At 35.6% G+C, this 24,651-nt stretch carries 18 protein-coding genes; 14 read left to right on the plus strand and 4 right to left on the minus strand.

Annotated features, from left to right (window positions below; all coding sequences use genetic code 11):
* Window positions 1–105: 105 nt before the first annotated feature.
* A complete protein-coding gene (locus tag Q8X41_RS15730) occupies window positions 106–753 on the minus strand; it encodes a hypothetical protein (RefSeq protein WP_397537186.1) in 648 nt (215 codons plus the stop codon).
* 787 nt (window positions 754–1,540) lie between these two features.
* Between Q8X41_RS15730 and Q8X41_RS15735 the strand changes: the two genes are divergently transcribed.
* From Q8X41_RS15735 to Q8X41_RS15770, 8 genes are all read left to right on the plus strand, one after another.
* Entirely contained in the window at window positions 1,541–3,721 is a 2,181-nt protein-coding gene (locus tag Q8X41_RS15735; RefSeq protein ID WP_397537187.1) for a bifunctional metallophosphatase/5'-nucleotidase, read from the plus strand.
* 619 nt (window positions 3,722–4,340) lie between these two features.
* On the plus strand, window positions 4,341–5,315 hold the full coding sequence (locus tag Q8X41_RS15740; protein WP_397537188.1) for a LacI family DNA-binding transcriptional regulator: 975 nt from the start codon (window positions 4,341–4,343) through the stop codon (window positions 5,313–5,315).
* 11 nt (window positions 5,316–5,326) lie between these two features.
* On the plus strand, window positions 5,327–6,211 hold the full coding sequence (gene rbsK / locus Q8X41_RS15745; protein ID WP_397537189.1) for a ribokinase: 885 nt from the start codon (window positions 5,327–5,329) through the stop codon (window positions 6,209–6,211).
* Window positions 6,208–6,600: a D-ribose pyranase gene (gene rbsD, locus Q8X41_RS15750; RefSeq protein ID WP_397537190.1), complete on the plus strand. Its 393-nt coding sequence runs from the start codon at window positions 6,208–6,210 to the stop codon at window positions 6,598–6,600. Before rbsK ends, rbsD begins: the two co-directional genes overlap by 4 nt.
* A 17-nt stretch (window positions 6,601–6,617) precedes the next feature.
* Window positions 6,618–8,114 carry a sugar ABC transporter ATP-binding protein gene (locus Q8X41_RS15755; RefSeq protein ID WP_397537191.1) on the plus strand — a complete coding sequence of 499 codons (1,497 nt, stop codon included), beginning with the start codon at window positions 6,618–6,620 and terminating at the stop codon, window positions 8,112–8,114.
* Window positions 8,080–9,036, plus strand: coding sequence for a ribose ABC transporter permease (gene rbsC, locus Q8X41_RS15760; RefSeq protein WP_397537192.1), 957 nt, complete (start codon window positions 8,080–8,082; stop codon window positions 9,034–9,036). Before Q8X41_RS15755 ends, rbsC begins: the two co-directional genes overlap by 35 nt.
* A 15-nt stretch (window positions 9,037–9,051) precedes the next feature.
* Window positions 9,052–9,975, plus strand: coding sequence for a ribose ABC transporter substrate-binding protein RbsB (gene rbsB / locus Q8X41_RS15765; protein WP_397537193.1), 924 nt, complete (start codon window positions 9,052–9,054; stop codon window positions 9,973–9,975).
* Between the two features lie 296 nt (window positions 9,976–10,271).
* Window positions 10,272–14,681, plus strand: coding sequence for a lamin tail domain-containing protein (locus Q8X41_RS15770; RefSeq protein ID WP_397537194.1), 4,410 nt, complete (start codon window positions 10,272–10,274; stop codon window positions 14,679–14,681).
* Between the two features lie 511 nt (window positions 14,682–15,192).
* Here the strand turns inward: Q8X41_RS15770 and Q8X41_RS15775 are convergent.
* Window positions 15,193–16,692, minus strand: coding sequence for an alanine/glycine:cation symporter family protein (locus tag Q8X41_RS15775; protein ID WP_397537195.1), 1,500 nt, complete (start codon window positions 16,690–16,692; stop codon window positions 15,193–15,195).
* 668 nt (window positions 16,693–17,360) lie between these two features.
* Here Q8X41_RS15775 and Q8X41_RS15780 point away from each other — a divergent pair.
* On the plus strand, window positions 17,361–18,023 hold the full coding sequence (locus tag Q8X41_RS15780) for a hypothetical protein (RefSeq protein ID WP_397537196.1): 663 nt from the start codon (window positions 17,361–17,363) through the stop codon (window positions 18,021–18,023).
* A gap of 15 nt (window positions 18,024–18,038) precedes the next feature.
* Window positions 18,039–19,430 (plus strand): efflux RND transporter periplasmic adaptor subunit, encoded by a 1,392-nt coding sequence (locus tag Q8X41_RS15785; RefSeq protein ID WP_397537197.1) that lies wholly within the window; start codon window positions 18,039–18,041, stop codon window positions 19,428–19,430.
* A 99-nt stretch (window positions 19,431–19,529) separates the two neighbouring features.
* Here the strand turns inward: Q8X41_RS15785 and guaD are convergent, their stop codons facing one another.
* Complete coding sequence (guaD, locus tag Q8X41_RS15790; RefSeq protein ID WP_397537198.1) at window positions 19,530–20,894, minus strand: guanine deaminase; 1,365 nt, start codon at window positions 20,892–20,894, stop codon at window positions 19,530–19,532.
* 329 nt (window positions 20,895–21,223) lie between these two features.
* Entirely contained in the window at window positions 21,224–21,598 is a 375-nt protein-coding gene (locus tag Q8X41_RS15795) for a hypothetical protein (RefSeq protein WP_397537199.1), read from the minus strand.
* Window positions 21,599–21,806: 208 nt separating this feature from the next.
* On the opposite strand from Q8X41_RS15795, the gene Q8X41_RS15800 reads away from it, so the two are divergent.
* The 4 genes from Q8X41_RS15800 to Q8X41_RS15815 all read left to right on the plus strand — a co-directional run bounded on the left by Q8X41_RS15800 (window position 21,807) and on the right by Q8X41_RS15815 (window position 24,602).
* The gene (locus tag Q8X41_RS15800) at window positions 21,807–22,094 is read left to right on the plus strand and encodes a hypothetical protein (protein ID WP_397537200.1); all 288 of its coding nucleotides are present in this window, start codon (window positions 21,807–21,809) and stop codon (window positions 22,092–22,094) included.
* A gap of 33 nt (window positions 22,095–22,127) precedes the next feature.
* Window positions 22,128–22,400: a hypothetical protein gene (locus Q8X41_RS15805; protein ID WP_397540325.1), complete on the plus strand. Its 273-nt coding sequence runs from the start codon at window positions 22,128–22,130 to the stop codon at window positions 22,398–22,400.
* 233 nt (window positions 22,401–22,633) lie between these two features.
* A complete protein-coding gene (gene hpaB, locus Q8X41_RS15810; protein WP_397537201.1) occupies window positions 22,634–24,067 on the plus strand; it encodes a 4-hydroxyphenylacetate 3-monooxygenase, oxygenase component in 1,434 nt (477 codons plus the stop codon).
* 259 nt (window positions 24,068–24,326) lie between these two features.
* On the plus strand, window positions 24,327–24,602 hold the full coding sequence (locus tag Q8X41_RS15815; protein ID WP_397540286.1) for a YqhV family protein: 276 nt from the start codon (window positions 24,327–24,329) through the stop codon (window positions 24,600–24,602).
* Window positions 24,603–24,651: the final 49 nt, after the last annotated feature.

Below are 24,651 nucleotides of genomic sequence, written 5' to 3' on the forward strand. Positions count from 1 at the left end.
TGTAAGAAATTTAATAAAACGATAAAGAACTCTATAGAATTTTTCTACAGAGTTCTTTATCGTTTTATTTTAAATATCTGATTTAGGATTTTAGAATGTGCAAATTTAGTACTTTAAATACCTTTGTAGAACAGGTACATATTTAAAACCCGATGCAAAAGAATCTAATTCATAAGGATCGAACACAACGTTGATACCTTTTAGTGTCCAATAGAATTGGTGATTATATATATTAGTATATTGAGTTGCTAATGGATATTGATGAGGATGATTTAGAACATAATTTTTTACATATTTATTTGCTTCGAAATAGGCTTTTGAATTTTTGAATGCTTTTTGTAATGTAATGTTTTTACCTTTATAAAAATTGAATACCGTCATTATGACATCATCATGTGCCCCGCCTAGATAAAATGCATTAATATAAGAAATGCTGATTTTATTATCCTGATTGAACTTCACTTTGCTGATGCTATAGGACGCATATTTAGAATTTTCCTTTTTAAATTTTTGATCAGCTTCATAGATACTTGCTATATATTTCAACATTTGATTATTAGCTGCATCGTATTTCTTTCCACTAATGACTGCATACTGAAAGTTTTTGTTATTTTTATAATTCTTAATAGTAATCTTCGGATTTATTGAAGTCGATGCAGATACTAAGTCCAGTGACGAATCGTTAATTGTTGGTTCGGAGAATAATAAGAAAAAAGCCATGATTAATACTGCACAATTCAAAAATATTTTCAATATTTTACCTCCTACTGAAGTGGTGTTTGTCACTCACAAAATTCACTATAATTTAGTCTTTCCACTTCAACTCTAATTATTTATGAATATGAATTGATTTTATAATTCAATGGTTTGATAAAAAAACGAACATTAAATGGGTCATTGTTATATGCCATATCTAGTAGAAAATTGTCTATGAAGCGGAAGATGGCGAGTCCTCGAAAATGCATTCGCATTTCTGTCGTGCTAAGTTAATTCTGAGAGGTCAATTCATAGTCCTGAGGGAAAGTAAGGAGAACATTGAAAAAGTAAAAATAGATGTAAATTTATGAGAAAATCCAGTATATTTATCTTCGTTGAAGTGGAATTAGCGGACACTCCTGTGGGAAAACGAGCTAGACGAGACCCCGCAGCGAGATTTTCTCTGCGACGAAGCTAGCGAAGCGATGCAGGAGCACAAGCGAGGAGGCTCGTCAGTTCGCCCACGGAAAGCGGAGCTAATTCCACTTCATTCAAGCAGATATATATTTTTAACTAGAAAAGCATATATGAAATCGAAAATGAATCAACTTCATAAATCCATTTTCGAGAACTCGCTGTCGAAAGCGTTGCAATAACAATATTAAATATCATTAAATATTCGTATATTTTATATGGATTTTGCATTATGAAATTGATTCGCATTTAAATATATTGCAAATATTCTATCAATCCATTGGATAATATATATATATTTATCTATAATGTAATATATTAGTGAAACTGGTAGTTTCATTATTAAATGATATTCCAGGAGGATGGTCAAGTGGGAAAGTATAATTTGAGGTTTGTTAAACCGGTGGCATCGTTAGTTTTAGGGAGTGCTGTAATATTAGGAGCTGTAAGTACGACACAAGTAGAAGCGGATGCGGCATCGAGTTATAAAATTTCACATGGTAAACTTGTCGACAAAGCAACTGGTAAAGTTGTGAAAGGGTTCAAATCATTTAATAGCAAACTTTATAAAAATGGCAAATTATATACGGGTATAAAAGGTAATATATATTATAAAAATGGCAAAAAAGGAACAGGTAAATATAAAGAAATCTACTATGTGAAGGGTAAGGTATTTACAGGTATCGATTCGAAATCAGGGAAGTATTATGTAAAAGGTAAGGTCAATAAAGGCCTCGCAGTTTACAAAGATAAATTATATAACGGGGCATCTTTGAACAAAGGCAAAGTTGTTTATAAAGGTAAACTTTATGACGGTGCTAAATTAAACAAAGGTCTAGTGCTTTATCAAGATAAACTCTATAATGGATCCACTCTGAATAAGGGTGTTGTCCAATTCAATAAGCTTTGGTATAAAGATTCAAAACTTGCAAATGGCACAATCAAAACACCTGAAGGCAATGAAATTAAAGTAGTGGATGGCAAGAAGGAAGACTTTACATTATCTGTAATGCATACAAATGACACACATGCTCATTTAGATAATATTGCAAAAAGAACAACCGCTATCAAAAATGTCAGAGCCGAAAAGCCAAATTCATTGCTACTAGATGCAGGTGACGTATTTAGCGGTACACTGTATTTCAATGAATTTAAAGGACAAGCAGATCTTAAGTTTATGAACGCATTGGGCTATGATGCTATGACTTTTGGTAACCATGAGTTTGATTTAGGCTCAAGTCCAGAAGGGCACCAAGCACTTGCCGATTTCATCAAAGGAGCAAACTTCCCATTTGTTAGTGCCAATGTGAACTTTTCAGCGGATGCACGTTTTACAGGTTTATTCACGGATCTAATCTCAAGTAACCCTGAGAAAGGCAAAATCTACAATGGAATCATTAAAGACATTAACGGTGAAAAAGTAGGTATCTTCGGATTAACAACAGCTGAGACGAAAGATATCTCAAGCCCTGGAAGCATTGTTTTTGAAAACTATATAGCGGAAGCTAAAAAAGCAGTAAAGGCATTCGAAGGTAAAGGTGTCGACAAAATTATTGCATTAACACATATTGGTTATGATGATAACCCAGCAGTCGATAACGATCTAACATTAGCTGCATCTGTAAAAGGGATTGATGTAATCGTTGGCGGACATAGCCATACACAACTGGATAAACCTGTGGTTGTTGAAAAAGACAACGACAATAAAGCAAAAGATCCAACAGTCATCGTTCAAGCTTATCAATATAGCGACTTTTTAGGAACAGTAGATGTTGAGTTCGATTATGCTGGTAAAGTAGTGAAATCAGATGGCAAGTTGATCAAGACAGCTGATTTACCAGAAGATCCAGAAGCTGCTGCGATGCTGAAAGATTACTCTGAAAAATTGAAGGCGGTTTCTGGTAAATCCATTGGAGCGAAAGCAGAAAGTGAACTCACTAACCCAAGAGTTGATGCAGAAGGTAACGGCATTAGCGTACGAAATAGTGAAACAGCTCTAGGTAACATCATTACAGATGGTATGCTTGCAAAAGCAAAAACGTATGATAAAGATATTGTAATGGCAATGCAAAATGGTGGAGGTATTCGATCAGCTATTCCTGCTGGTGATATTACAGTGGGTGAAGTAATCACTGTTCTACCATTCGGTAACACACTTGCAACGATGTCATTAACTGGTGCTGAGTTAAAAGAAGCATTTGAAACCAGCCTCAAATCATATCCAAAAGAAAATGGCGGATTCCTACATGTATCTGGAGCTAAAGTAGAATTTGATTCATCCAAACCAGCAGGTGAGCGAGTAGTTTCCATCTCATACAAAGACGCAAATGGTAACTACACGCCTATTCAAGATAATCAAACCTACAAAGTTGCGACAAATGCCTTCACCGCAAAAGGTGGAGACGGCTTCACAGTTTTCGCCAAAGCATATGCAGAAGGCCGCGTAACAGACCTAGGATTATCAGATTGGGAGAACCTAGCAGAACATCTAACAAACCTGAAAACTATTCAACCAAAAGTAGAAGGTAGAATTGTAGATGTGAAGAAATAAAAAACTAAAATCACCATCTGATGAATTAGGAATCAGTTGGTGATTTTTTGATGTTTTTGATAAAAATATATCTATGGTGAATAAATCCCACTTGGTACGATGACGTAAATGGTTGAGATAGCGAATACAATTTCAAATAGAGCGAATGAGCAAGCGGAAAGAGCGAATAAACCCCGAGAGAAAGCGAATAAACCCCGAGAGAAAGCGAATAAACCCCGAGAGAAAGCGAATAAACCCCGAGAGAAAGCGAATAAACCCCGAGAGAAAGCGAATAAACCCCAAGAAAGAGCGAATAAAAAAGAAATCAATGCAACTCATTTCCCACTAGAGAAGCCTATTTTACTTTTAATTATATTAATGTGTACTAATAAGTGAATAGTATATCCTTATTAAATAGAATTTCATTCATTAATATGAATTAAGAAAATTTTTTTAATAAAATCCTCTAAATATACACCCTAATTACCATTAATACTAAAATATAAAACGGAAACTCTACCTCTCTTATGAAAAAAATAACATTTAGTATGACATAATTCTCTTATTGTGTTGACATATTAGGGGGATTTCAGTATATTAATGTGTAATCGGTTACACACAGCCGTGAAGGAGGAGAAATATGGTAACAATTAAGGATGTAGGGAAACGTGCAGGCGTTTCTGTTGCTACTGTCTCCAGGTATTTGAATGGAAAAGGCTATGTTAGTGAAGAGGCGAAGCAAGTAATTGAAAAGGCGATAGCAGAGTTAGATTATAAGCCAAATCAGCTCGCTCGATCATTAAGCACAAAAAAGACTAATATCATTGGTTTACTTGTACCGGACATTACCAACCCATTTTTTCCTGAGTTAGCTAGAGCTGTAGAAGATACAGCGTTTGCAAATGGCTATACTGTTGTGCTGTGTAATTCGGGAGAACAGAAAGAAAAAGAAATTCATTATATAGAATCATTGCAGCAAAAGTATGCTGCGGGATTTATTGTGACGACGAATCAACTAGAAGCGGACTATTATCGTAATATTCAATTACCGATTGTTGCTCTCGACAGACGATTAGATCCGTCCATACCGACTGTGACAACAAAAAATGTTGATGGAGCTAAAATTGCAACGGAATATTTAATAGGAAGAGGATGCAAACACATACTTTGTATGCGAGGTCCCATAGGATTAGATGTTGCAGAAGATCGAATGAAAGGCTTTATTGAAACAGTAGATCACTATCCAAATATAAGAACAGATATCATTACAAGTTTATTTGATTTTGATGAAGCAGAGCATAAAGCATTTGAATTTCTAAAAACACATGAAACAGTTGATGGTATATTCGCGACAAGTGATGCATCTGCGATTGGAGCGATGAAAGCAGCGCATTCACTAGGCATCCAGATTCCTGGCGATCTTCAATTAGTAGGATTTGACGGAATCAGTATTGGAAAACTGTTAACACCAGAATTGACGACGGTTGCACAAGATATTTACAAACTCGGCACTGTCGCTACTGAATTGCTCATAAAAAAAATTGAAGACGAGGTAATTGAAAGTAATTTAATCGAATTACCTGCAACATTAGTTGTTAGAAGTTCTACGAAATAAGGAGAGATTTCATGATTACTGTGGTAGGTAGTATCAATATGGATTTAGTAGTTGATACAACAATTTTCCCTAAACAAGGTGAGACGGTTTTAGGTAATCGTTTTGAAACAGTACCAGGTGGTAAAGGAGCAAACCAAGCAGTAGCAGCTGCAAGACTTGGAGCAGACTTACATATGGTAGGTGCAGTTGGTGAAGATGGCTTTGGCCAAGAATTAACAAATAATTTAAAGGCTGAAGGTATTCATACACAATATGTATCAACCACAACGAAAGCAGCGACTGGTATTGCCAATATACTACTCTATCAAAATGATAATCGTATTATTGTTGTTCCAGGAGCAAATGGTTTAGTAACATCAACAGAAATTGATGCTGCTAAAGAAATTATTGAGCAAAGTGAAATGGTCATTTTGCAACTTGAAATACCAGCAAAAACGGTTCAATACACATTAAATCTATGCAAAGAACTAGGTGTGCCAGTATTGCTAAATCCTGCACCATCAGAAAACTTTGATGCATCATGGATGGAGTTAATCAGCTATATTACACCAAATGAAACAGAATGTGCAGATATTTTCTCAGGTGATTTAGAAAAAACATTAGAAAAATATCCGAACAAATTAATCGTGACACTTGGCTCTAATGGTGCTCGTTATTTTGATGGGAAAGAGCATATTTTCGTAGAAGGATTTAAAACACAAGCGGTTGATACGACTGGTGCAGGTGACACATTCAACGGTGCCTTAGCATATGCGGTAACATCTGGACAATCTCTCAAAGAGGCAGTTCGATTTGCCAACATAGCTGCATCATTATCAGTCGAAAAATTTGGAGCTCAAGGTGGAATGCCAACGCTTCAAATGGTAGAAAGTCGCTTGGGAGGACAGTCATTGTGAAAAAGCATGGAATTTTAAATCGCGAGCTTGCTGGAATCTTTGCCAAAATTGGTCATACGGACACAATCGTTATTGCTGATTGTGGTTTGCCGATTCCAGATGGCGTTCCTTGTATAGATTTAGCTTATACATTAGGAAAACCTAGTTTCGCAGATATTTTAGAAGTAGTTTTAGATGATTTTAAAGCTGAAAAAGCTGTAATTGCACAAGAGATGGAAGGTCAAAATACGGCACTACACAGTCTTGTTCACCAAGTTCTTTACGTTCCAATTGAAACAGTTAACCACGAGGAACTAAAGGAACTTTCATCTAAAGCAAAAGTAATTATTCGTACTGGCGAAGCAACACCGTTTGCAAATATCATTTTGCAATCAGGCGTTATATTTTAACGAGGTGGTGAGACCGAATGATTGAAATGACAGGCATTGATAAAGCCTTTAGCGGTAATGTCGTGTTGAAAGATGTACAATTTTCACTTGCAGATGGAGAAATCCATGCATTAATGGGTGAAAATGGAGCTGGTAAGTCGACGCTAATGAAAATTTTAACGGGGATTTATGAGCGAGATGCAGGCATTATTAAAGTAAATGGACAAGAGGTTCATTTTAAATCACCTAAAGAAGCCGAAGCAATGGGGATTGCAGTGATCCATCAGGAGCTTAATATTTTACCTGATCTAACAGTTGCTGAAAATTTATTCTTAGGAAATGAACAAACGATTGGCAAATCTGGCATTTTAAAAACAAAAGAAATGAATAAAGAAGCTAGTCGTATTCTTAGCCAACTCGGTTTAACAATTGATGTAAAAACACCTGCTGGACAATTATCTGTAGGGAAACAACAAATTATTGAAATTGCCAAAGCAATTGAAACGCATGCCAAAGTAATCATTATGGATGAACCGACAGCAGCCTTAACAGATCGTGAAATTGAAACGTTATTTAAAACAATTCGTAAACTACAATCTCAAGGTGTTTCCTTTGTTTATATTTCTCACCGTATGGAAGAGATTTTTGCTATTTGTGATCGCATTACGATTTTGCGAGATGGTCAATATGTTGGTGTTCGAATTATTAAAGAAACAACTTTCGATGAAATTGTCAAAATGATGGTTGGTCGTGAACTTGGTGACCGATTCCCAGAACGAAAAGCAATAATCGGTGATGTTAAGCTCGAAGTGAAAGGGCTTACAAGAAATGGGTATTGCCAAGATATTAACTTCCAGATACGAAAAGGTGAAGTGCTTGGTATCGCTGGTTTGATGGGTGCTGGTCGTACAGAAGTTGCACAAGCATTGTTTGGCTATCGAAAAATGAACAAAGGTGAAATATTCATAGATGGTCAAAAAGTAAAAATTTCCAATCCACTTCAAGCAAAAAAACATGGCATTGGCTATGTAACAGAAGACCGTAAATCAGAAGGGTTAGTAGTTGATTTTTCTATTAAAGAAAATATTATGCTAACAAACTTAGATAAAGCATCTAAATTAGGTATTATCGATCGTAAAAAAGAAACGAGTTTTGTAGATAAGCTTATTAAAAAACTTGGGGTTCGTACATCAGGTGCTGCACAAACAGCAAAATCATTAAGTGGTGGTAACCAACAAAAAGTTGTAATCGCTAAATGGTTAGGTGATGAACCGAAAATTTTAATATTAGATGAACCAACTCGTGGTGTCGATATCGGTGCAAAAAAAGAAATTTATCAAATTATTAATGACCTTGCAGAACAGGGTGTAGCGATTTTAATGATTTCGTCAGAGTTACCAGAAGTCATCGGTATGGCTGATCGAGTGCTTGTTATGCATGAAGGTAAAATCACTGGTGAAGTCACAAAAGAAGAAATGACGCAAGAAAAAATTATGTTTTATGCCACTGGAGGTGACAAAGTTGTCCAAATCTAAAGATTTAATCCAAAAACTTGGACCACTACTAGGACTCCTTTTAATTATCATCATTATTTCAATTATGAGCCCTAGCTTTTTAACAGCTACAAATATTTTCAACGTACTTCGTCAAGTATCAGTTAGTGCGTTAATCGCATTCGGGATGACTTTTGTTATCTTAACTGGCGGTATCGATTTATCAGTTGGATCAACCCTAGCCTTAACTGGTGCCATTAGTGCTGGTATGCTTGCAAGCGGTATGGATCCAATTTTAGCAATGCTTATCGGATTAGCGCTAGGAGCAGTGCTTGGTGCAGTCAATGGTGTCATCATTGCAAAAGGGAAAGTTGCGCCATTCATCGCAACATTAGCAACAATGACAATCTATCGTGGTATAACACTTGTTTATACAGATGGTAAACCAGTATCAGGCCTTGGTGATTCAATGGTCTTCCAAATGTTCGGTAAAGGGTATTTCTTAGGAATTCCCGTACCTGTTATCACGATGATCGTGGCATTCTTTGTTCTTTACTTTATCTTACGTAAAACAACATTTGGTCGTCGCGTTTATGCAATCGGTGGTAACGAAGAAGCATCTCGTCTTTCAGGTATCAATGTAGACCGCGTAACAATCGCTGTTTACTCACTTACAGGTATGCTTGCAGCACTATCTGCTTTGATCTTAACTTCACGCCTTAACTCAGCTCAACCAACTGCCGGTGAATCATATGAACTTGATGCCATCGCTGCAGTTGTACTAGGTGGTACTTCGTTGACAGGTGGTCGCGGTTGGATTTTCGGTACATTAGTGGGTGCGTTAATCATTGGTGTACTAAACAATGGTTTAAATCTTATTGGGGTATCTTCATTCTTCCAACAAGTTGTGAAGGGTGTCGTAATATTAATCGCGGTACTTCTTGACCGTAAAAAAACAGCATAGGAGAGTATCAATACAATGAAAAAACTATCTTGGACTTTAGCATTATCAGCTTCACTACTACTAGGCGCGTGTTCTATGTCACCAAATGGTGATAGCTCATCATCTGATAAAGCAGAAAAAAAATCTACAGATGATATGAAAATTGGTATGTCAGTTTCAACATTAAACAACCCATTCTTCGTAACACTATCTGACGGTGCAAAAGCAGAAGCGAAAAAAGATAAAGTGGATTTAACAGTGGTAGATGCACAAGACAATGCTTCAAAACAAGCTTCTGACGTAGAAGACTTAATCCAACAAAAAGTAGACTTAATCATCATTAACCCAACAGATTCAGAAGCAGTTGCTTCAGCAGTACAATCTGCTAATGATGCGAATATTCCTGTTATCACTGTTGACCGTTCTTCAGACGGCGGTAAAGTTGTATCACACATCGCATCAGACAACGTAAAAGGTGGCGAAATGGCTGGCCAATACTTAGAAGAATTAGTAGGCAAAGGTGCAAAAGTTGCTGAACTTGAAGGTGTAGCTGGTTCATCTGCTGCTCGTGACCGTGGTGAAGGTTTCCACAAAGTAGCTGATAAAGACTTAAAAGTAGTAAAATCTCAAACTGCTAACTTCAACCGTTCTGAAGGTTTAACAGTAATGGAAAACATTCTTCAATCTAACCCAGATATCAAAGGTGTATTCGCACACAATGACGAAATGGCTCTAGGTGCTCTTGAAGCAATCGAAGCTGCTCACAAAGACATTAAAGTAGTAGGTTTCGACGCTACTGACGATGCTCAAAAAGCAGTTAAACAAGGCAAAATGGGTGCAACAATCGCACAAAAACCAACTGAAATTGGACAAATCGCAATCGACACAGCTGTAAAATCACTTAAAGGTGAAAAAGTAGCAAAATCTATCCCAGTTGATCTTGAATTGATTAAAAAATAGTAAATAATTTATTGAAATAGAGGGCCACACTTGGATAACAAGTGTGGCTTTTTTGATGGGAAAGAAGGTTGAGTGCTGCAAGTAGACTTCTGAGTAGTTCAAGAGAGAGCCTGAGTGGTGCAAGTAGATCGCTGAGTAGTGCAAGGCAAGCTGAGCGGTAAGCAGTGTAACAACACATTATTACTACAAAAAATATATTTTTACAATTTCATACAATAACTTAACGCCTCCTTTAAATTACCAAAAAACGTATTTTTTATAATGAAGATGTAAATTAAAAGGAGGTAATGTTCAAAATGACAAAGAAAAAGAAAATGTTTACATCAGCAATAGCAGCAGGGATCCTTTTTTCTTCATTAGGGCTTCAAGATTTAGGGTTTGACCATGCTTATGCAGAACAAAAAGCACCTTCCATATTAATAACTGAAATAACACCAAGCACTGGTAATATTAATAATGTGGATGGATATGAATTTATTGAACTCTATAATAACTCTGATCAAGAAATTTCACTGAAGGATTATAAGTTGCTCTATCGCTATCCAGCTTCTGCGAATAAAGCGGATGCAGATTGGGGATTTACAGAAGATAAAAAAGTGCCAGCACATAGCACAATTGTCGTTTGGGTGAAGAATAGCGCCAATCGAGATACAACACTTGAGCAATTCAATGCATACTACAAAACCAATTTAACGAAAGACCAAGTTACGTCCATTGAAACAGATGGTATGGCAAATGCTGCTGAACGTATTCTTGTTGTTTCGGATACATACAAAAATGAAATTGTTAGTGCAAAATATTCAAAAGAAGATGTCAGAGAGGATGTGGGTATTCAATATAAATGGTCTGGCATAGATCAGACAATGGAGATTTTAAAAAGGGATGAAGGTGTAACACCAGGGCAAGTGATTGAAGGACAAGTCCCTGATAATCAAGGAGAAATCATAAAAGATACTACGCCCCCAACGATTAACCATATACCTATTACTAAAGCAAGTGCAGAAGAAGGATTGAAACTTCAAGCGAAAGTGACAGATGACGTATACGTAAAAAATGTCGTATTGTCGTATCGCTTAGATGGACAAAGTGAATGGTCAGAAGTACCAATGACCATATCTGCAGACAATAATTATCATACACAACTAACTGCTCCTCAGTTAGTAGGAAAAGAATTAACATACAAAATTACGGCTTATGATGGAACGAACGCTGTATCATCAGACGAATACAAAGTCGAGATTGCACATGAACCTTATAATCCACAAGATGTCCCTTATTTGTTGGTAACAGAGATTGTGCCAGATTCCACAAATGTCGGAAACTCTGATGGCTACGAGTATATTGAAGTTTACAATAACTCTGACAAAACTTTAAATTTAAAAGACTATAAAATTCACTATCGCTATCCCGCTGAAGGACCAGAAGCGGACCTCATATGGGCACCTGAAAAAGAAGATCTTGAACTAGCCCCAGGCGAGACAATGGTCTATTGGATTATTAACGCTGAAAATGGGTCCAAAACAGTAGCAGATTTCAATCAAAACTATGGTGTCAATTTAGTTGAAAATAAAAATATCGTCAAACTGTATAACAGTGGTATGGCAAATGGTAGCCATCGAGGTATTGCGATTTCTACAAATACAGGACAAGATATTTCAGTTGCCTATTACAATGTTAATGGTACAAATATGGATGCAGCAAAAGACAAAGGTATACTTTACAAGTTTCCAACAGTCCCTGGCGACAATGTCATGAAAAAATATAGTAGCAAAACGGAGAACGGAACACCGGGTGCTGTCTCTCCTTATCAAATGCCAGAAGAAAGAGTAAAGCTTACAGAAGACAACATAGCACCTGTTATTACAGACCAATCAATTACTGAGGCTGTATCAGAACAAACTGATGTTAAATTGAAGTTTGACATTAAAGACAGTCAAACGGTCAAAACAGCTCGTCTGTACTATAAGAATAATCAAGAATCTACCTATCATTCTGTTGATCTAAAAAAAGATCATGCAGACGGCTTATTTAGATATACTATCTATTCTGCTAATTTGATTGGTAAAGAATCGCTAGAATACTATTTAGAAGCATCTGATGGGACGAATATGGCAACAACAGATAAAAAGAAAATCGGAATTATTCAAGATAAGCGTCCAGAAGGTCTTACACTAAATGTTGAAGACAAATCTTTACTATCCAAAAATGTATTATTAAAAGCATTTCATTCAAAGAATAATAATGATACGAAGCTAATTCTAGATGATCAGGATATTACCAATAATGCAACATTTACCATGGCTGATCCAGCCTATTTTGCAGTAGATGTAAAAAGTACAAATTTATTTTTCAAAAATGCTATTACAATCGGTGATGATGCCTTACGTATTTTTGATGATACGATCAATGACTACACAACATTAACAGTTCCAATCGATCCGAAATACTTTGAAAAAGGTAAAGAAACGAAAATTTCCATTCGTTCCGGTACGAAAGTGTCTCCATTCGATCCAAATTCAGAGGAAAATCGCGATGATTTTTATGTAAAGAATATTCGCCTTATTTTAAGAGATGGGACAGTCATTTATGATCCAAAATATAATAATCCAACGAAGGAAATTTCTGTTGGAGATAGTAGTGGGATGTCCCCAGTATTAGATGTGAACTTTATGGTGCCAGATGAAAAATATGCAGCCAAATCATATGCGTGGGATACAACAACTGCAAAAGACGGTGAGCACACATTCATTGCTCAAAATGGTAACGAATCAACGCAGGCTAAAGTATTAGTTGATAACACAGCGCCTAAAATCACAGCATCTGTAGAAGAAGGCAAAGAATATAAAGGTGATTTTACACTGCAAGCTGAGGCACAGGATGAACATGCAGGTGTGCAAGAAGTTACAGCTACATTAGATGGTAAAGACATTACATTACCGATGAAAACATCTTCAGCTGATTTAACACCAGGTGAACATTCATTTGCGATAACAGCAAAAGATCAAGTTGGAAATACTGCAACGAAAACAACAACATTTAAAGTAGTGGAAGAGCAACCTTATGCACCCGTATTAATCACACCTAAGAATCATGAAAAAGATGTATCATTATCACCGAAACTTCAAGTAAAAGTATCCGATCCAACGAATGATAAGTTAAGTGTTTCATTCAATCGAGGATACCAATATAAAGCTGATCAAACATCGCACATGACGGTCTTTGCAAACAGTGCAGACCGCGAGCCACCAACAACCATTTCGTCAAAAGGAGAAAAGCTTGTCAAAGATGTAGACAAACTAACAAAGGTGGATGGTCAATATATCACAACAACCGGGGACGAAAAATATCCATATCATCGTTTTGAAATTAAGCTCGACAAGGCAGTCGATAACAATGATGAGATAGAAGTAAACTGGGAAGGTAAATCAATTATCGGACGTAAAGTTTCGATGTATGTGTGGAATTATGATACTAAAAAATGGGAAGTCAAGGAATGGAAGGTTGCAGAAAATAGTGAAAACTTTAAACTCCATGCTACTGTTAAAGGGAATGCATATGTACAAGATAAAACGGTACAAGTAATGGTGCAAGATGAAATTGCAGCAACCACTCAATTTGATTATTCATTAATTTGGATGTCCGATACGCAATATTATTCTAAAAGCTATCCACAAATTTATAACAAAATGACTGATTGGATCGCATCTAAAAAGCAAGAGATGAATATCAAATATGTATTCCATACAGGAGACTTAGTTGATAATGCGGATCAAGAGTATCAATGGCAAAATGCGGACAACTCGATGAAAACACTTGATCAAGCAAATGTACCTTATGGTGTCTTAGCAGGGAATCATGATGTGAATCATAAAGCAGAAGACTATACAAAATACGGTGAATACTTTGGCGAAAGTCGATTCAAAGGAAAAAATTACTATGGAGCATCTTACAAGAATAACCGTGGTCACTATGATTTGATTAATGAAAAAGGCAATGACTTTATCATGCTTTATATGGGGTGGGGCGTTAATGAGGAAGACATGGCTTGGATGAATAAAATTCTTGCGCAATACCCAGAACGTAAAGTGATTCTTAACTTCCATGAATATTTACTTGTGTCTGGTAATCGGAGCCCGATCGGTGATGAAATTTATAAAAAAGTAGTCGTACCAAATAAGAATGTTATTGCCGTATTATCTGGCCATTATCATGATGCTGAGACACTCGTTGATGAAATTGATGATAATAGCGATGGCACGCCAGACCGCAAAGTATATCAAATGCTAGCTGATTACCAAGATGGTCCTGAAGGCGGACAAGGTTTTATGCGTCTACTTCAAGTCAACCCTGTAGAGAACAAAATCTATATGAAAACCTATTCTCCTTACTTAGATAAATTTAACTTTTATAATACGACAGATTACCCTAGCAAAGACGAATTCGTGATTGAAACTGATTTAACACCAAAAGAAAAAGTTGTCGCAACAGATGCGATTGATGTAAACGTCTACACAAATGACGAAATTGGTAAGGTGAAAAATATCAAAAACGGAAAAACTGCTTCAGTTAATTGGAAAAAATTAAATAAAGGTACAAACTATAGTTGGTATGTTAATGTTACGGATGACTTTAAAGGAAAAGTACGCTCACCTATTTGGACATTCAAAACGATCGATAACACCAAACCAACACATGGGAAAAAGTAACAGTAACGGTGTCTGGTACACACAATATTGAACAACATGCCACAATGTAGGTTTCAGTCTCTTAAGAGGCTGGAATCTTTTTTTTCGTATTTTTTCTTAGGTTATGACAATCCGTGATTTAGTTATTTTATGTCTTTTTATAAAGTAATCACAAAAGTATTGAATTCATAATTACTAGATTTCACTCACATTCATTCTAAGAATCTATTAAGTTAATAGAAGATTGCACAAACTACAATGCATATTGATTCGTAGCAAATAAAGCAGGTTAAATAATATTTGAATGATTCCATTTTCTTCAGTTAGTACATAAAGAAAGTTACATTTTATAAAAGTTTAGCATTCCAATCAAATGAAAAAGGCCTTGATTTCCGACGGATATCAAGGCCTCAATTTACTAACTTTTTAAACTGATACTTCACATAAGCTTAGAAAGCTTAATGGTTAAATATCAAATTTTACAGTAGAAAAATATAATAATAATGACACTTAATGAAAAGTGTTTAATCTATTAGGACTCTTTACGTAAAGGTGAGGCGTTATTAGATTGTACATTTAATTTGTTCATCTCGTCTACACGCTTTTCCCAATAATCTGCGTTTTTAATCCCCAATTTACGAGGGTCAAAAACAGGGTCTAAGCCTTGTTTCTTCTGTTCTTCGTAATCTTTCAAAGCTATCAAAGCTGGCTTTAATAAGAACAATAAACCAATTACGTTGACATATACCATTAAACCAAGACCAGTATCCCCTAGTGCCCAAGCTGTTGCAGCTGTTTTTACTGAACCAAAGAATAATAGCGCTAAGAATCCTACTTGCATGATACGAATCGCAATTTTTAGCTTCGCACCTTCCATCATAAAGGCTAAGTTTGTTTCCGCGATATAGTAATAAGCCATAATCGTAGTAAAAGCAAAGAATAATAACGCGATAGCGATAAAGCCTGAACCTAATCCTGCAAGTGGGAAGGCTTGTTCAATTGCTGCTTGCGTATAAGCTTCACCTGGATTTATTCCTGGAATATTTTTTACTAAAAATTCCCCTGTTTTTTCATTTTGTACGTTATAAGCTCCTGTGAACAAGATGATAAACGCTGTTGCTGTACATACTAAGAAAGTATCAAAGTAAATTGAGAAAGCTTGAACGAATCCTTGCTTAACTGGATGTGATACTTCAGCAGCAGCTGAATGATGAGGACCAGTACCTTGTCCTGCTTCATTGGCGTAAATACCACGTTTTACACCCCAAGCAATTGCTGCACCTAAAATCCCTCCGAACATTTTATCTTGACCGAACGCACTTGAGAAGATCAAACCAAAAACTTCAGGAATTTTATCAAAGTTTAAGATAATAATGACAATGGCCATTAAAATATACACTCCCGCCATGAACGGAACGATAATTGAAGCAGCTGTCGCAATACGTTTAACTCCACCCATAATAATGACACCAATTAACACGACTAAAAATACACCGGATACCCATGCAGGAATATGGAAAGCATTATTCATCGCACCCGCAATTGAGTTTGCTTGAATAGAAGGCATTAATCCAGCCATGGCGATTACACCTACAACAGCAAAAATCATGCCAATCCATTTCTTTTGTGTAAATTTGTAAAGATAGTAAGCTGGTCCACCACGGTAGATTCCGTCTTTCTCATCTTTATAAATTTGAGCAAGTGTTGATTCGACATAAGAGGTTGCGGCACCAATAAATCCTAACACCCACATCCAGAAGATGGAGCCAGGTCCACCGTAAGCAATTGCTGTTGCTGTACCAGCAATATTCCCTACACCGATACGTCCTGCTAGTGCCATTGATAATGCTTCAAAAGAAGATACACCAGAAGACGATTTTTCACCTTTCGCCAACTGTACAAACATATCTTTAAAGAAGCGTACTTGCATGAATTTTGTACTAAATGTAAAAATTAAACCGACTACTAAAATTCCGTAAATAAGTACTGGACTCCATAGCAATGCATTAATTTTCGTTAACATTTCTTCCATAAAACTTCACCCCACTATTGTGATATAAAATTAATTATATTCTGATTATTTTGAAGCTTCAATATATATTTGTAGAAAAATGTTTTTTTATGATGATAGTTTTGAAAGTTTTACCTATAAGTAAAATATTTGATGTAGATTTAACTTATGAATGCAGGCTCAGGTTGAGTATTATAAATTCATAGAATTACAAACGTTAGAAGTAACGAATTTAAAACTGATTTTTCCTTTTTGTAATATTTACAAACTTTTACAATCCTTAACGTGGATTTACTTAGTAGAGTGTTGACAACTCATTCCATAAGTTACTAAAATAAGAGGGAAGAATGAATTGAGACCGTTACTATCAACTAAAATACATAATGTATTTAAAAAAGCTCTGTTATGAGAACCCTCTCTACAGGGCTTTCTATATTTCTATTGACGAATCATTATTTGTTCGGATTATGGCACAAGTAGATAAGTGAGGGGAAGACACAGACATAAATTATCTATTTTGATATATTACCCAAAAATCGACACTTTTTGTTTTATACATGAGGGAAAATTATCTATCCAATTCACAATATTGGTAGTACATAAGGGATAAATTCAGCAACAGAAATGAGATGGCATTCTTGATAAGAATTTTGAAGTAACAGCCATCATGATTAAAAGGAGAAGTAAACATGACTTTGAAGGTACAGCCATTGAAGGGGATTTTTAAACCAAAGGATTATCGTACTATGTTACAAGAAGCTGAAGATTATTCTTATTATAAGATAAATATATTGATACTTTTTGTAATAAGTATGTGTGCATATGTAGTAAGTGGAGCATTTGGAATAGGCACTGAGTCGTTATCGAAAGAATTATCAAGTGTTAGCGGTCATGCATTTGAGGCACGAAAACAATTATTTCTAGTTGGAAGACTGTTGCAAGGGATTTTAGTTCCATGTGTATTTCTTTTTGGAACTGCATTATATTATTTTGCATTTATTAATGGTGGTTATCGAAAGTTAGTCATCGCTCAAATGAATATATTTGGTATTTTCTTAATTGAAAAGATCATTCAGATTCCATTATTCTTATTGCTAAATATTGATGTAACTTCTAATGTTTTCTCATTTGGTATTCTTGCACAATATATGACGAATAATGAAGTGATCATTCACTTCCTTGGAGAAATTACATTATTCCGAATCGCTATGATTGTCTATTCATATTACTATTTATCAAGAATAGTAGAAGTTCGTAAAAGGACTTTAATAATTGCTATCAGCATTTTATTTTTACTTTATTGGATTTTCGCAAGCTTTATGTCTTATATCAAAATAGGATTCTTTTTCTAAAGGGGGATGAGAAACTTGAAAAAATGGGGCAAGTATCTTATTGCTGCAATAGTAGTTATTTTTGTTGGGAGTAATCTTTTCCTCTTATTAAAGGAAGATAGTAAGGCAGCTCGAACAATTAATATAAGTGATTGGACAACAATAAATAAAGGAAATGTGAAAAAAATATTACATACAAATGGTGTTACACAGCCAGAAACTGAAACCCATGTGTATTTTGACAGTCAAAAAGGTTCCTTAGGTGAAATCTTAGTAAAAGAAGGAGACGTAGTGACAAGTGGTACGCCTTTATTCTCTTACGATTCACAAAAGGTTGAAGAAAGAAAAGCAGATTTAGAAGATGAAGCAAAACGATTACAAGGTGAAATGGACAGTATTGACCAAGAAATCTCCCAATTGCAACAAATCGATACAAATGCAACTTCAGATACGACTAGTACAAGTTCTAACAACAAAAAAGTTAAACTAGATGTAAATGTGAATCTATCATCTATTGTTGAAGGAAATGTTCAAGAGAAGATTGCAGAGGCAGAAGCAGAAAAGGGTAAACTTGAAGCAGCCTTAACTGAAAATGAAGCAAAGGTATCTAGAGTTGAAAAACAGTTAACTGATTTAAATGTTGTAAGTACTGTTGATGGTCAGATAGTGAAAATTAACTCGGATTTAAAAGATCCGATGATGACAATCGCTTCTACGAATTCCGTTGTGAAGGCTATTTTACCTGCAAAACAAATCCAAGAAGTAATGAATGGTCAACAAGTGAAATTGTATTCAAAACTAACGAATCAAACTTACAAAGGGACCGTTTCGAAGGTCATTACTTATCCGATTAAAGATAAAAAGAAAAATAAAGAACCTATGTATTCATTTTTGGTTAAGCTAAATTCAGAAGCAGTGAAAGAAGCTGGTGCTGATAAAAATAAGAAGACAGGCAACACTGAATCTTTATCTGTTGAAGGAAAAAAAGATGGACAGACCCAATCTGGACAAACAACAGATACGCAAAATCAAGAAAGTCAAATGGCAGCTGTCAAAAAAGAAAAGCCTTTGTTGGTTGGAACTAATATGAATATGCAAGTAACAGTAGATGAAGCATCAGGCGTACCAATTATCTTTTCTAAATCGATGTGGAAATCTGGCAATAAACAATATGTATATCAGCTTACTACCAATGGAGTTGTTCAAAAACAACCAATTACTTTGGGTGTAGCATATAAAGGTAAAAATCAAGTTGTAAAAGGGCTTCAAGCAAATGATGTAATTATAAGTAATCAAGATGCCATTTCATTAGCATCAACATCAAATTTCATCACACCTATCAAAACGTACGCAATACAAAAGAAAGAGATAAAAAGCATGACCAAAAAACAACAGGCCCAATATATATTGACTGGGATATTTGAGTAACAACACATAAACAGCACCTAGTTTCTTTGGAAACTAGGTGCTGTTTTTAATCTTTTTTAGGACGTGAAATGAGCAGAGATAAATAGATTTATCCATGCCTTATCGTGAATGAACAAGTTCTCCTTGAACCCAGACTTCACGAATGTTTTCTGGTCGAACAAGATACATGATTTTTTGGAAGATATCTATTAAATCTTCTTCCTCATTGTAAATAGGGAGTTTTGCAGACGCTATTTTGGTATCAATAACTTGCACATCCCAGACAAAGTTTTCTTCTAATTTACCGATTGGCAAGCTTAAGCTTGCCCCACCGCCAGCAGTTGCAAGATAGAATGCCTCATTAATCGTAATACGAGAAGATGGTAAACCTCTTACTTCTGCATGTAAATTTGGATTGACACCATCTTCTAACATCCTAGAAGACATCACGGCTTGTCTTACATTATCAAAAAGACTAGGTGAAAAGCCTCCAGAAACATCGGATCCTAAACCAATCTCAACACCCTTTGAATGGAAATGAGCAATAGGAATAACGCTATTGGCAAAATAAGCATTCGAAATAGGACAATGACTGATTGCAGTCCCTGTTTTAGCAAACAAGTTTGCATCATCATCATTTAGAAAATTGCAATGTGCCATGACAGACTTATCACGTAATAGCCCAAAATCATGCAATGCAAAGGCATCATTCTGATTGAAGCGCTCTTTTACATAGCCATGTGCCCAATCACTTTCACTGCAATGTGATTGCACATGAGTATCGTATTTATCAGCTAGTTCTCCTAATCCTTTTAAAGCGTCATCAGTGCAACTAGGTATAAAGCGTGGTGTAACGACTGGATAGACACCTTGTTTAACTGATTTTGCTAATTCTTTCACAGCTAAAATAAATTCCTCTGTATCTTTTAAAGCTTTATCAGTATCCGAGTCACGATAATAGTCAGGGTTTTGCTCAGGATCATCCATTACTACTTTTCCAACTAGACCACGTTGTCCTTTTTTAGCGCATATTTCGGCTAACAGTAAACTAGCTTCTTTATGAACAGTAGCAAAGTAAAGTGCAGTGGTTGTTCCGTTTGCAAGTAAGGTACTGACTAAATCTCGATAGACGTTTTTCGCAAATTCCAGATTTGAAAATTTAGATTCAAGCGGGAAAGTATATGTATTTAGCCAATCATAAAGTGGAATGTCTAATGCAGTGCCAGATTGTGCCCATTGAGGCGCATGGACATGTAAGTCAACAAAACCAGGTAAGAAATATTTTCCTTCAGCTAAACGATGAAAGTTCGTTTGATCCGCATAAGTATCTAGTAAATACTGATAGGCCTCATCTTCTGGTGCTACAACTTTTTCAATCATTCCTTCTTCATTAATACAGAAAAGATAATCTTTTAAAATTTGTATTTCCTTAGGTGACTTGCTGGAAAAAGCAGTTCCTTGGAAAATTTGCGCATATTTTTTCATAGAATCACCTTAATGTTCGTATTTTATTTTGTTTTTATAATTATTATAGAAATTAATACTGAATAAGTCTATATAAAACGTATGATATTTAGTTTTTAGCGTTAAATATTTGTGTTTTTTGAGATATCAGTCACACGCTGAATTGACTTCAAGTTAAGACGTAACAGTAAATTGGCTGAATTCGCGAGTGAATTATCAAAAAACGCAAGAAACGGCAACAACTCGAGAGTAATCAAAAAAGCAATTTCATGAAACAAAAAATACCCCATCCGTAAGATTGAAACTACTTCGGATAGGGTATTTATATTTTAATAAGAGGATGGTATTAATCAAAGTGCAATCCCGCCTCTCGCAGGCATCTTATCTATCTCTTCATGGTCAACATCGATCTTTTGCAAATCATCAGTTGGTTTCTCTAAAGGGTTACCATGGTTGGGCTGAGTTTTTTCTATATTATTAGAAACGTCTTTTTCTTGAGATAGTAAGTTTTCGATTTTGCTATCAATAAAATCCAGTGATGTGGTTAAGACAATCTTTAAATCTTCGAATGCCGAATTAAGGGTTGCCGGTGTAGAAGCAAATAACTCAACACTAGTTTTATTCCAATCATTGAGAGGAGTGGAAGGATTGTTCATAGTATAATACGATCCTGCTACAAAAGCTATGAAACATAAAAGTACCACACCGAATAACTTCTTAATCATCATTTCCACCTCCTTCTTTAAAAGCTAAATACATCCTTTCCAAAAAGAGGGGAAATTATAACTAGGTGTTAGAATTAGGTAAGTAATACATATCATAATCAATAAAAAATGGTATCCAATCTAAAATTCCTTTCCAATAATAGAAAAACGTTCTCATAAAAATTTTCTTTTGTGGAATTATAACAATACATAATATGGAGGTGATTCAATGAATAATGACAATCTAAAAAAATCTACGAAGACTGAAACAGGTGTAGAAAAAGTTATAGGAAAAGGCACATATCCAGGTACAACGAGCAACGCAATCAAATCGGTCGTTGCAGATTATGGTGGAACTGCTACATCAGCTTATAGCCACCCGGTAAATTATAATAAGCCTCCAATTTTCTCATCAGGTGGTCTGTCTATCCACGAATCACAAGGGGGAAAAGTAGAACCTCATCCTTCTAAAAATGAAGAAAATGAGACATTCGAAGAGCAATTAGGTGCAGATTAAGACACTAGTTAGATGCACAATGGAGGTGAGTAAATGAGTGGCAAGAAATATACATCCGTAGGAACTGATATTGAGGAAGTAAAAAGACAGAATGCTGAATCTGGACCAACATATAATGAAATAAAAGAAATTATTGCGAATAGTGATGTAGGAGGTCCTACTAACGAAGTGCCAGATATCGATGAGCCAAAAAAGTATACATGGACTGGAACGGATATTAATGAAGTAAAAAGACTAAATGCCGAATCTGGTCCTAGCTATAATGAGATTTTTGAGATGCTTGATAAGGAATTAGAAGCGGAATAGAATCCACTACTATCCCTACCACATTCAATTCGTTACATTTTAATTAGGCCTCTTATCTCTTTGGAGATTTGAGGCATTTTGTTTTGGAACTAAAATGGATTGACAGAAGTCTCCTCAATCATTTTCTTACGCTCCATCCTAATTGTCACCGTTCAGCAGTATTTTTCATAGTATAAACTTAGATGCATACCTGATTTTGGTATTTTGTATTGTTAAGAACAAGGGGGAAAGATATGCCTGCGATTACAGGAGCGCAATACATTGATCGGATCAATAAGCTGAAAACGAATGTATGGATCGATGGAAAACAGGTGACGGGCAATATTTCGGAACATCCAGCGTTTAAGGGGGTAATGCAAAGCCAAGCAAGTCTTTACGATTTGCAACATGATGAAAAATTAAAAGAACTCATGACTTATCCATCTCCAACAACTGGTGAAGCGGTAGGGCTTTCCTTTTTAATGCCAAAGACGAAAGAAGACCTGGCAAAGAAAAGAGCAATGGTACAGCAGTGGGCTAGAGAGAGTAACGGAATGATGGGAAGAAGTCCAGATTATATGAATACGACGCTAATGACGCTCGCAGCTTCAGCACATTTGATGGAAGGAGAGGAGAATTGTTTTCCTGAGAATATTAGAAAATACTATGAATATGTCCGTGATAATGATTTATCCCTTACTCATACTTTTATTGAACCACAAGTAGATAGAAGTTTAAACTATTGGGAAAGATCAACAGAGCCTATTTCAGCAAGTATTGTTGATAGAACGAATGAAGGATTAGTTGTAAAAGGAGCTCGTTTACTTGCAACTCAGGGCGGAATAACAGATGAAATGCTATTAGTATCAGCAGGTAAACCATATGATGATGAGAGTGGATTTGCATTCTCCATTCCTAGCAACAGCAAAGGACTTAAGTTTATTTGTAGAGAATCCTTTGTTGGAGGAGATTCCAAATTTAACTATCCATTGAGCTCTCGCTTTGAAGAAATGGATACGATTGTTGTTTTTGATAATGTCGTGGTTCCTTGGGAACGTGTATTCTTTTATGACAATATAGATGTTGCGCAGTCTTATCTTAACCAAAGTTCGTTTCAACCATTTGCATTGCATCAGGTTCTATCTCGACAGATTGTAAAAACCGAATTCATGCTGGGTATTGTTCTGTCCATCATCGATTCAATCAATATTTCAATCTACCATCATGTGCAAGAAAAGGCTGCTGAAATCATGGTTGCGTTAGAAACTTTGAAGGCTTTAGTGATTAAATCTGAAGTAGATGCAAAAGTGAATGAATCTGGTTTAATGCAACCGGATTTCACCACACTTAGAATTGCCATTAATATTTACCCTAAAGTATATCCGCGATTTACAGAAATTGTGCAGTTGCTAGGAGCAAGTGGACTAATGTCCATCCCTACAGAAAGCGCATTTCACTCTCCAATTAGAAAGGATTTAGATCAATACCTTCAATCCAAGGGGAATAATGCAGAAGACCGTGTCAAACTATTCCGCTTAGCATGGGATGCCACTATGAGTCCTTTTGGCACACGCCAAACACTATACGAACGCTTCTTCTTCGGAGATCCAGTGAGATTAACACTGGGGATTTATCAAGATTATGACAAAAAACCATATATTGAGCTCATCAAGAGAAAACTAGAATAGCTGTACAAATAGCCTATCTGCTTACAAGATTTTAGACAGCAAATAAACCTACATTAACCATCTGATCTCTACTAAATCAGATGGCTTTTTCTATGAGCGATTTTGCAATAAAAATAATGAGATAACAAAAATAATCCGTATCAATCATACATATATTGAATTTGACGATTTTCTTAAAATAAAAGCTGTATTTATATTTTAAAGGCAATTAAACAGCTTTAGTTGCATGATCTTAAAACTTAATCTTAATAAAGATTGGATGATGAAAGTTATTGAAAAATCGCTTCTTCTTATTGTTATTTTGCGTCTACTGTCTGGAAGTATTGAAGTAACAGCAGCTTTGTTTATGCTAAAATTCAATAGTTTAGAAAAAGCTTTCTATATTAATACGATGCTTGCTTTAGTAGGGCCAACTGTATTAATTGTAACTACTGCGATTGCATTATTTGGACTAGCTGATAAAATTTCTGTGACTAGAATGATTTGCCTCTTTGCAGGAATCACACTCATTCTTATTAGCTTAAATGCTAAATAAAAACATTTACAAATTTTTATCAATGAAAAGATATTGAAGGACGGATTCT

It is taken from the genome of Rummeliibacillus pycnus, from assembly GCF_044359855.1.
In the GTDB taxonomy this organism is placed as follows: Bacteria; Bacillota; Bacilli; order Bacillales_A; family Planococcaceae; genus Rummeliibacillus; species Rummeliibacillus pycnus_A.

Excerpts from the sequence above, each read along its gene's own strand:
- Q8X41_RS15740 (WP_397537188.1), top strand. The coding sequence starts at position 4,341 with ATGGTAACAATTAAGGATGTAGGGAAACGTGCAGGCGTTTCTGTTGCT.
- rbsK (WP_397537189.1), top strand. The coding sequence starts at position 5,327 with ATGATTACTGTGGTAGGTAGTATCAATATGGATTTAGTAGTTGATACA.
- Q8X41_RS15755 (WP_397537191.1), top strand. The coding sequence starts at position 6,618 with ATGATTGAAATGACAGGCATTGATAAAGCCTTTAGCGGTAATGTCGTG.
- rbsC (WP_397537192.1), top strand. The coding sequence starts at position 8,080 with ATGCCACTGGAGGTGACAAAGTTGTCCAAATCTAAAGATTTAATCCAA.
- rbsB (WP_397537193.1), top strand. The coding sequence starts at position 9,052 with ATGAAAAAACTATCTTGGACTTTAGCATTATCAGCTTCACTACTACTA.
- Q8X41_RS15770 (WP_397537194.1), top strand. The coding sequence starts at position 10,272 with ATGACAAAGAAAAAGAAAATGTTTACATCAGCAATAGCAGCAGGGATC.
- Q8X41_RS15775 (WP_397537195.1), bottom strand. The coding sequence starts at position 16,692 with ATGGAAGAAATGTTAACGAAAATTAATGCATTGCTATGGAGTCCAGTA.
- Q8X41_RS15780 (WP_397537196.1), top strand. The coding sequence starts at position 17,361 with ATGACTTTGAAGGTACAGCCATTGAAGGGGATTTTTAAACCAAAGGAT.
- guaD (WP_397537198.1), bottom strand. The coding sequence starts at position 20,894 with ATGAAAAAATATGCGCAAATTTTCCAAGGAACTGCTTTTTCCAGCAAG.
- Q8X41_RS15795 (WP_397537199.1), bottom strand. The coding sequence starts at position 21,598 with ATGATTAAGAAGTTATTCGGTGTGGTACTTTTATGTTTCATAGCTTTT.
- Q8X41_RS15800 (WP_397537200.1), top strand. The coding sequence starts at position 21,807 with ATGAATAATGACAATCTAAAAAAATCTACGAAGACTGAAACAGGTGTA.
- Q8X41_RS15805 (WP_397540325.1), top strand. The coding sequence starts at position 22,128 with ATGAGTGGCAAGAAATATACATCCGTAGGAACTGATATTGAGGAAGTA.
- hpaB (WP_397537201.1), top strand. The coding sequence starts at position 22,634 with ATGCCTGCGATTACAGGAGCGCAATACATTGATCGGATCAATAAGCTG.
- Q8X41_RS15815 (WP_397540286.1), top strand. The coding sequence starts at position 24,327 with ATGATGAAAGTTATTGAAAAATCGCTTCTTCTTATTGTTATTTTGCGT.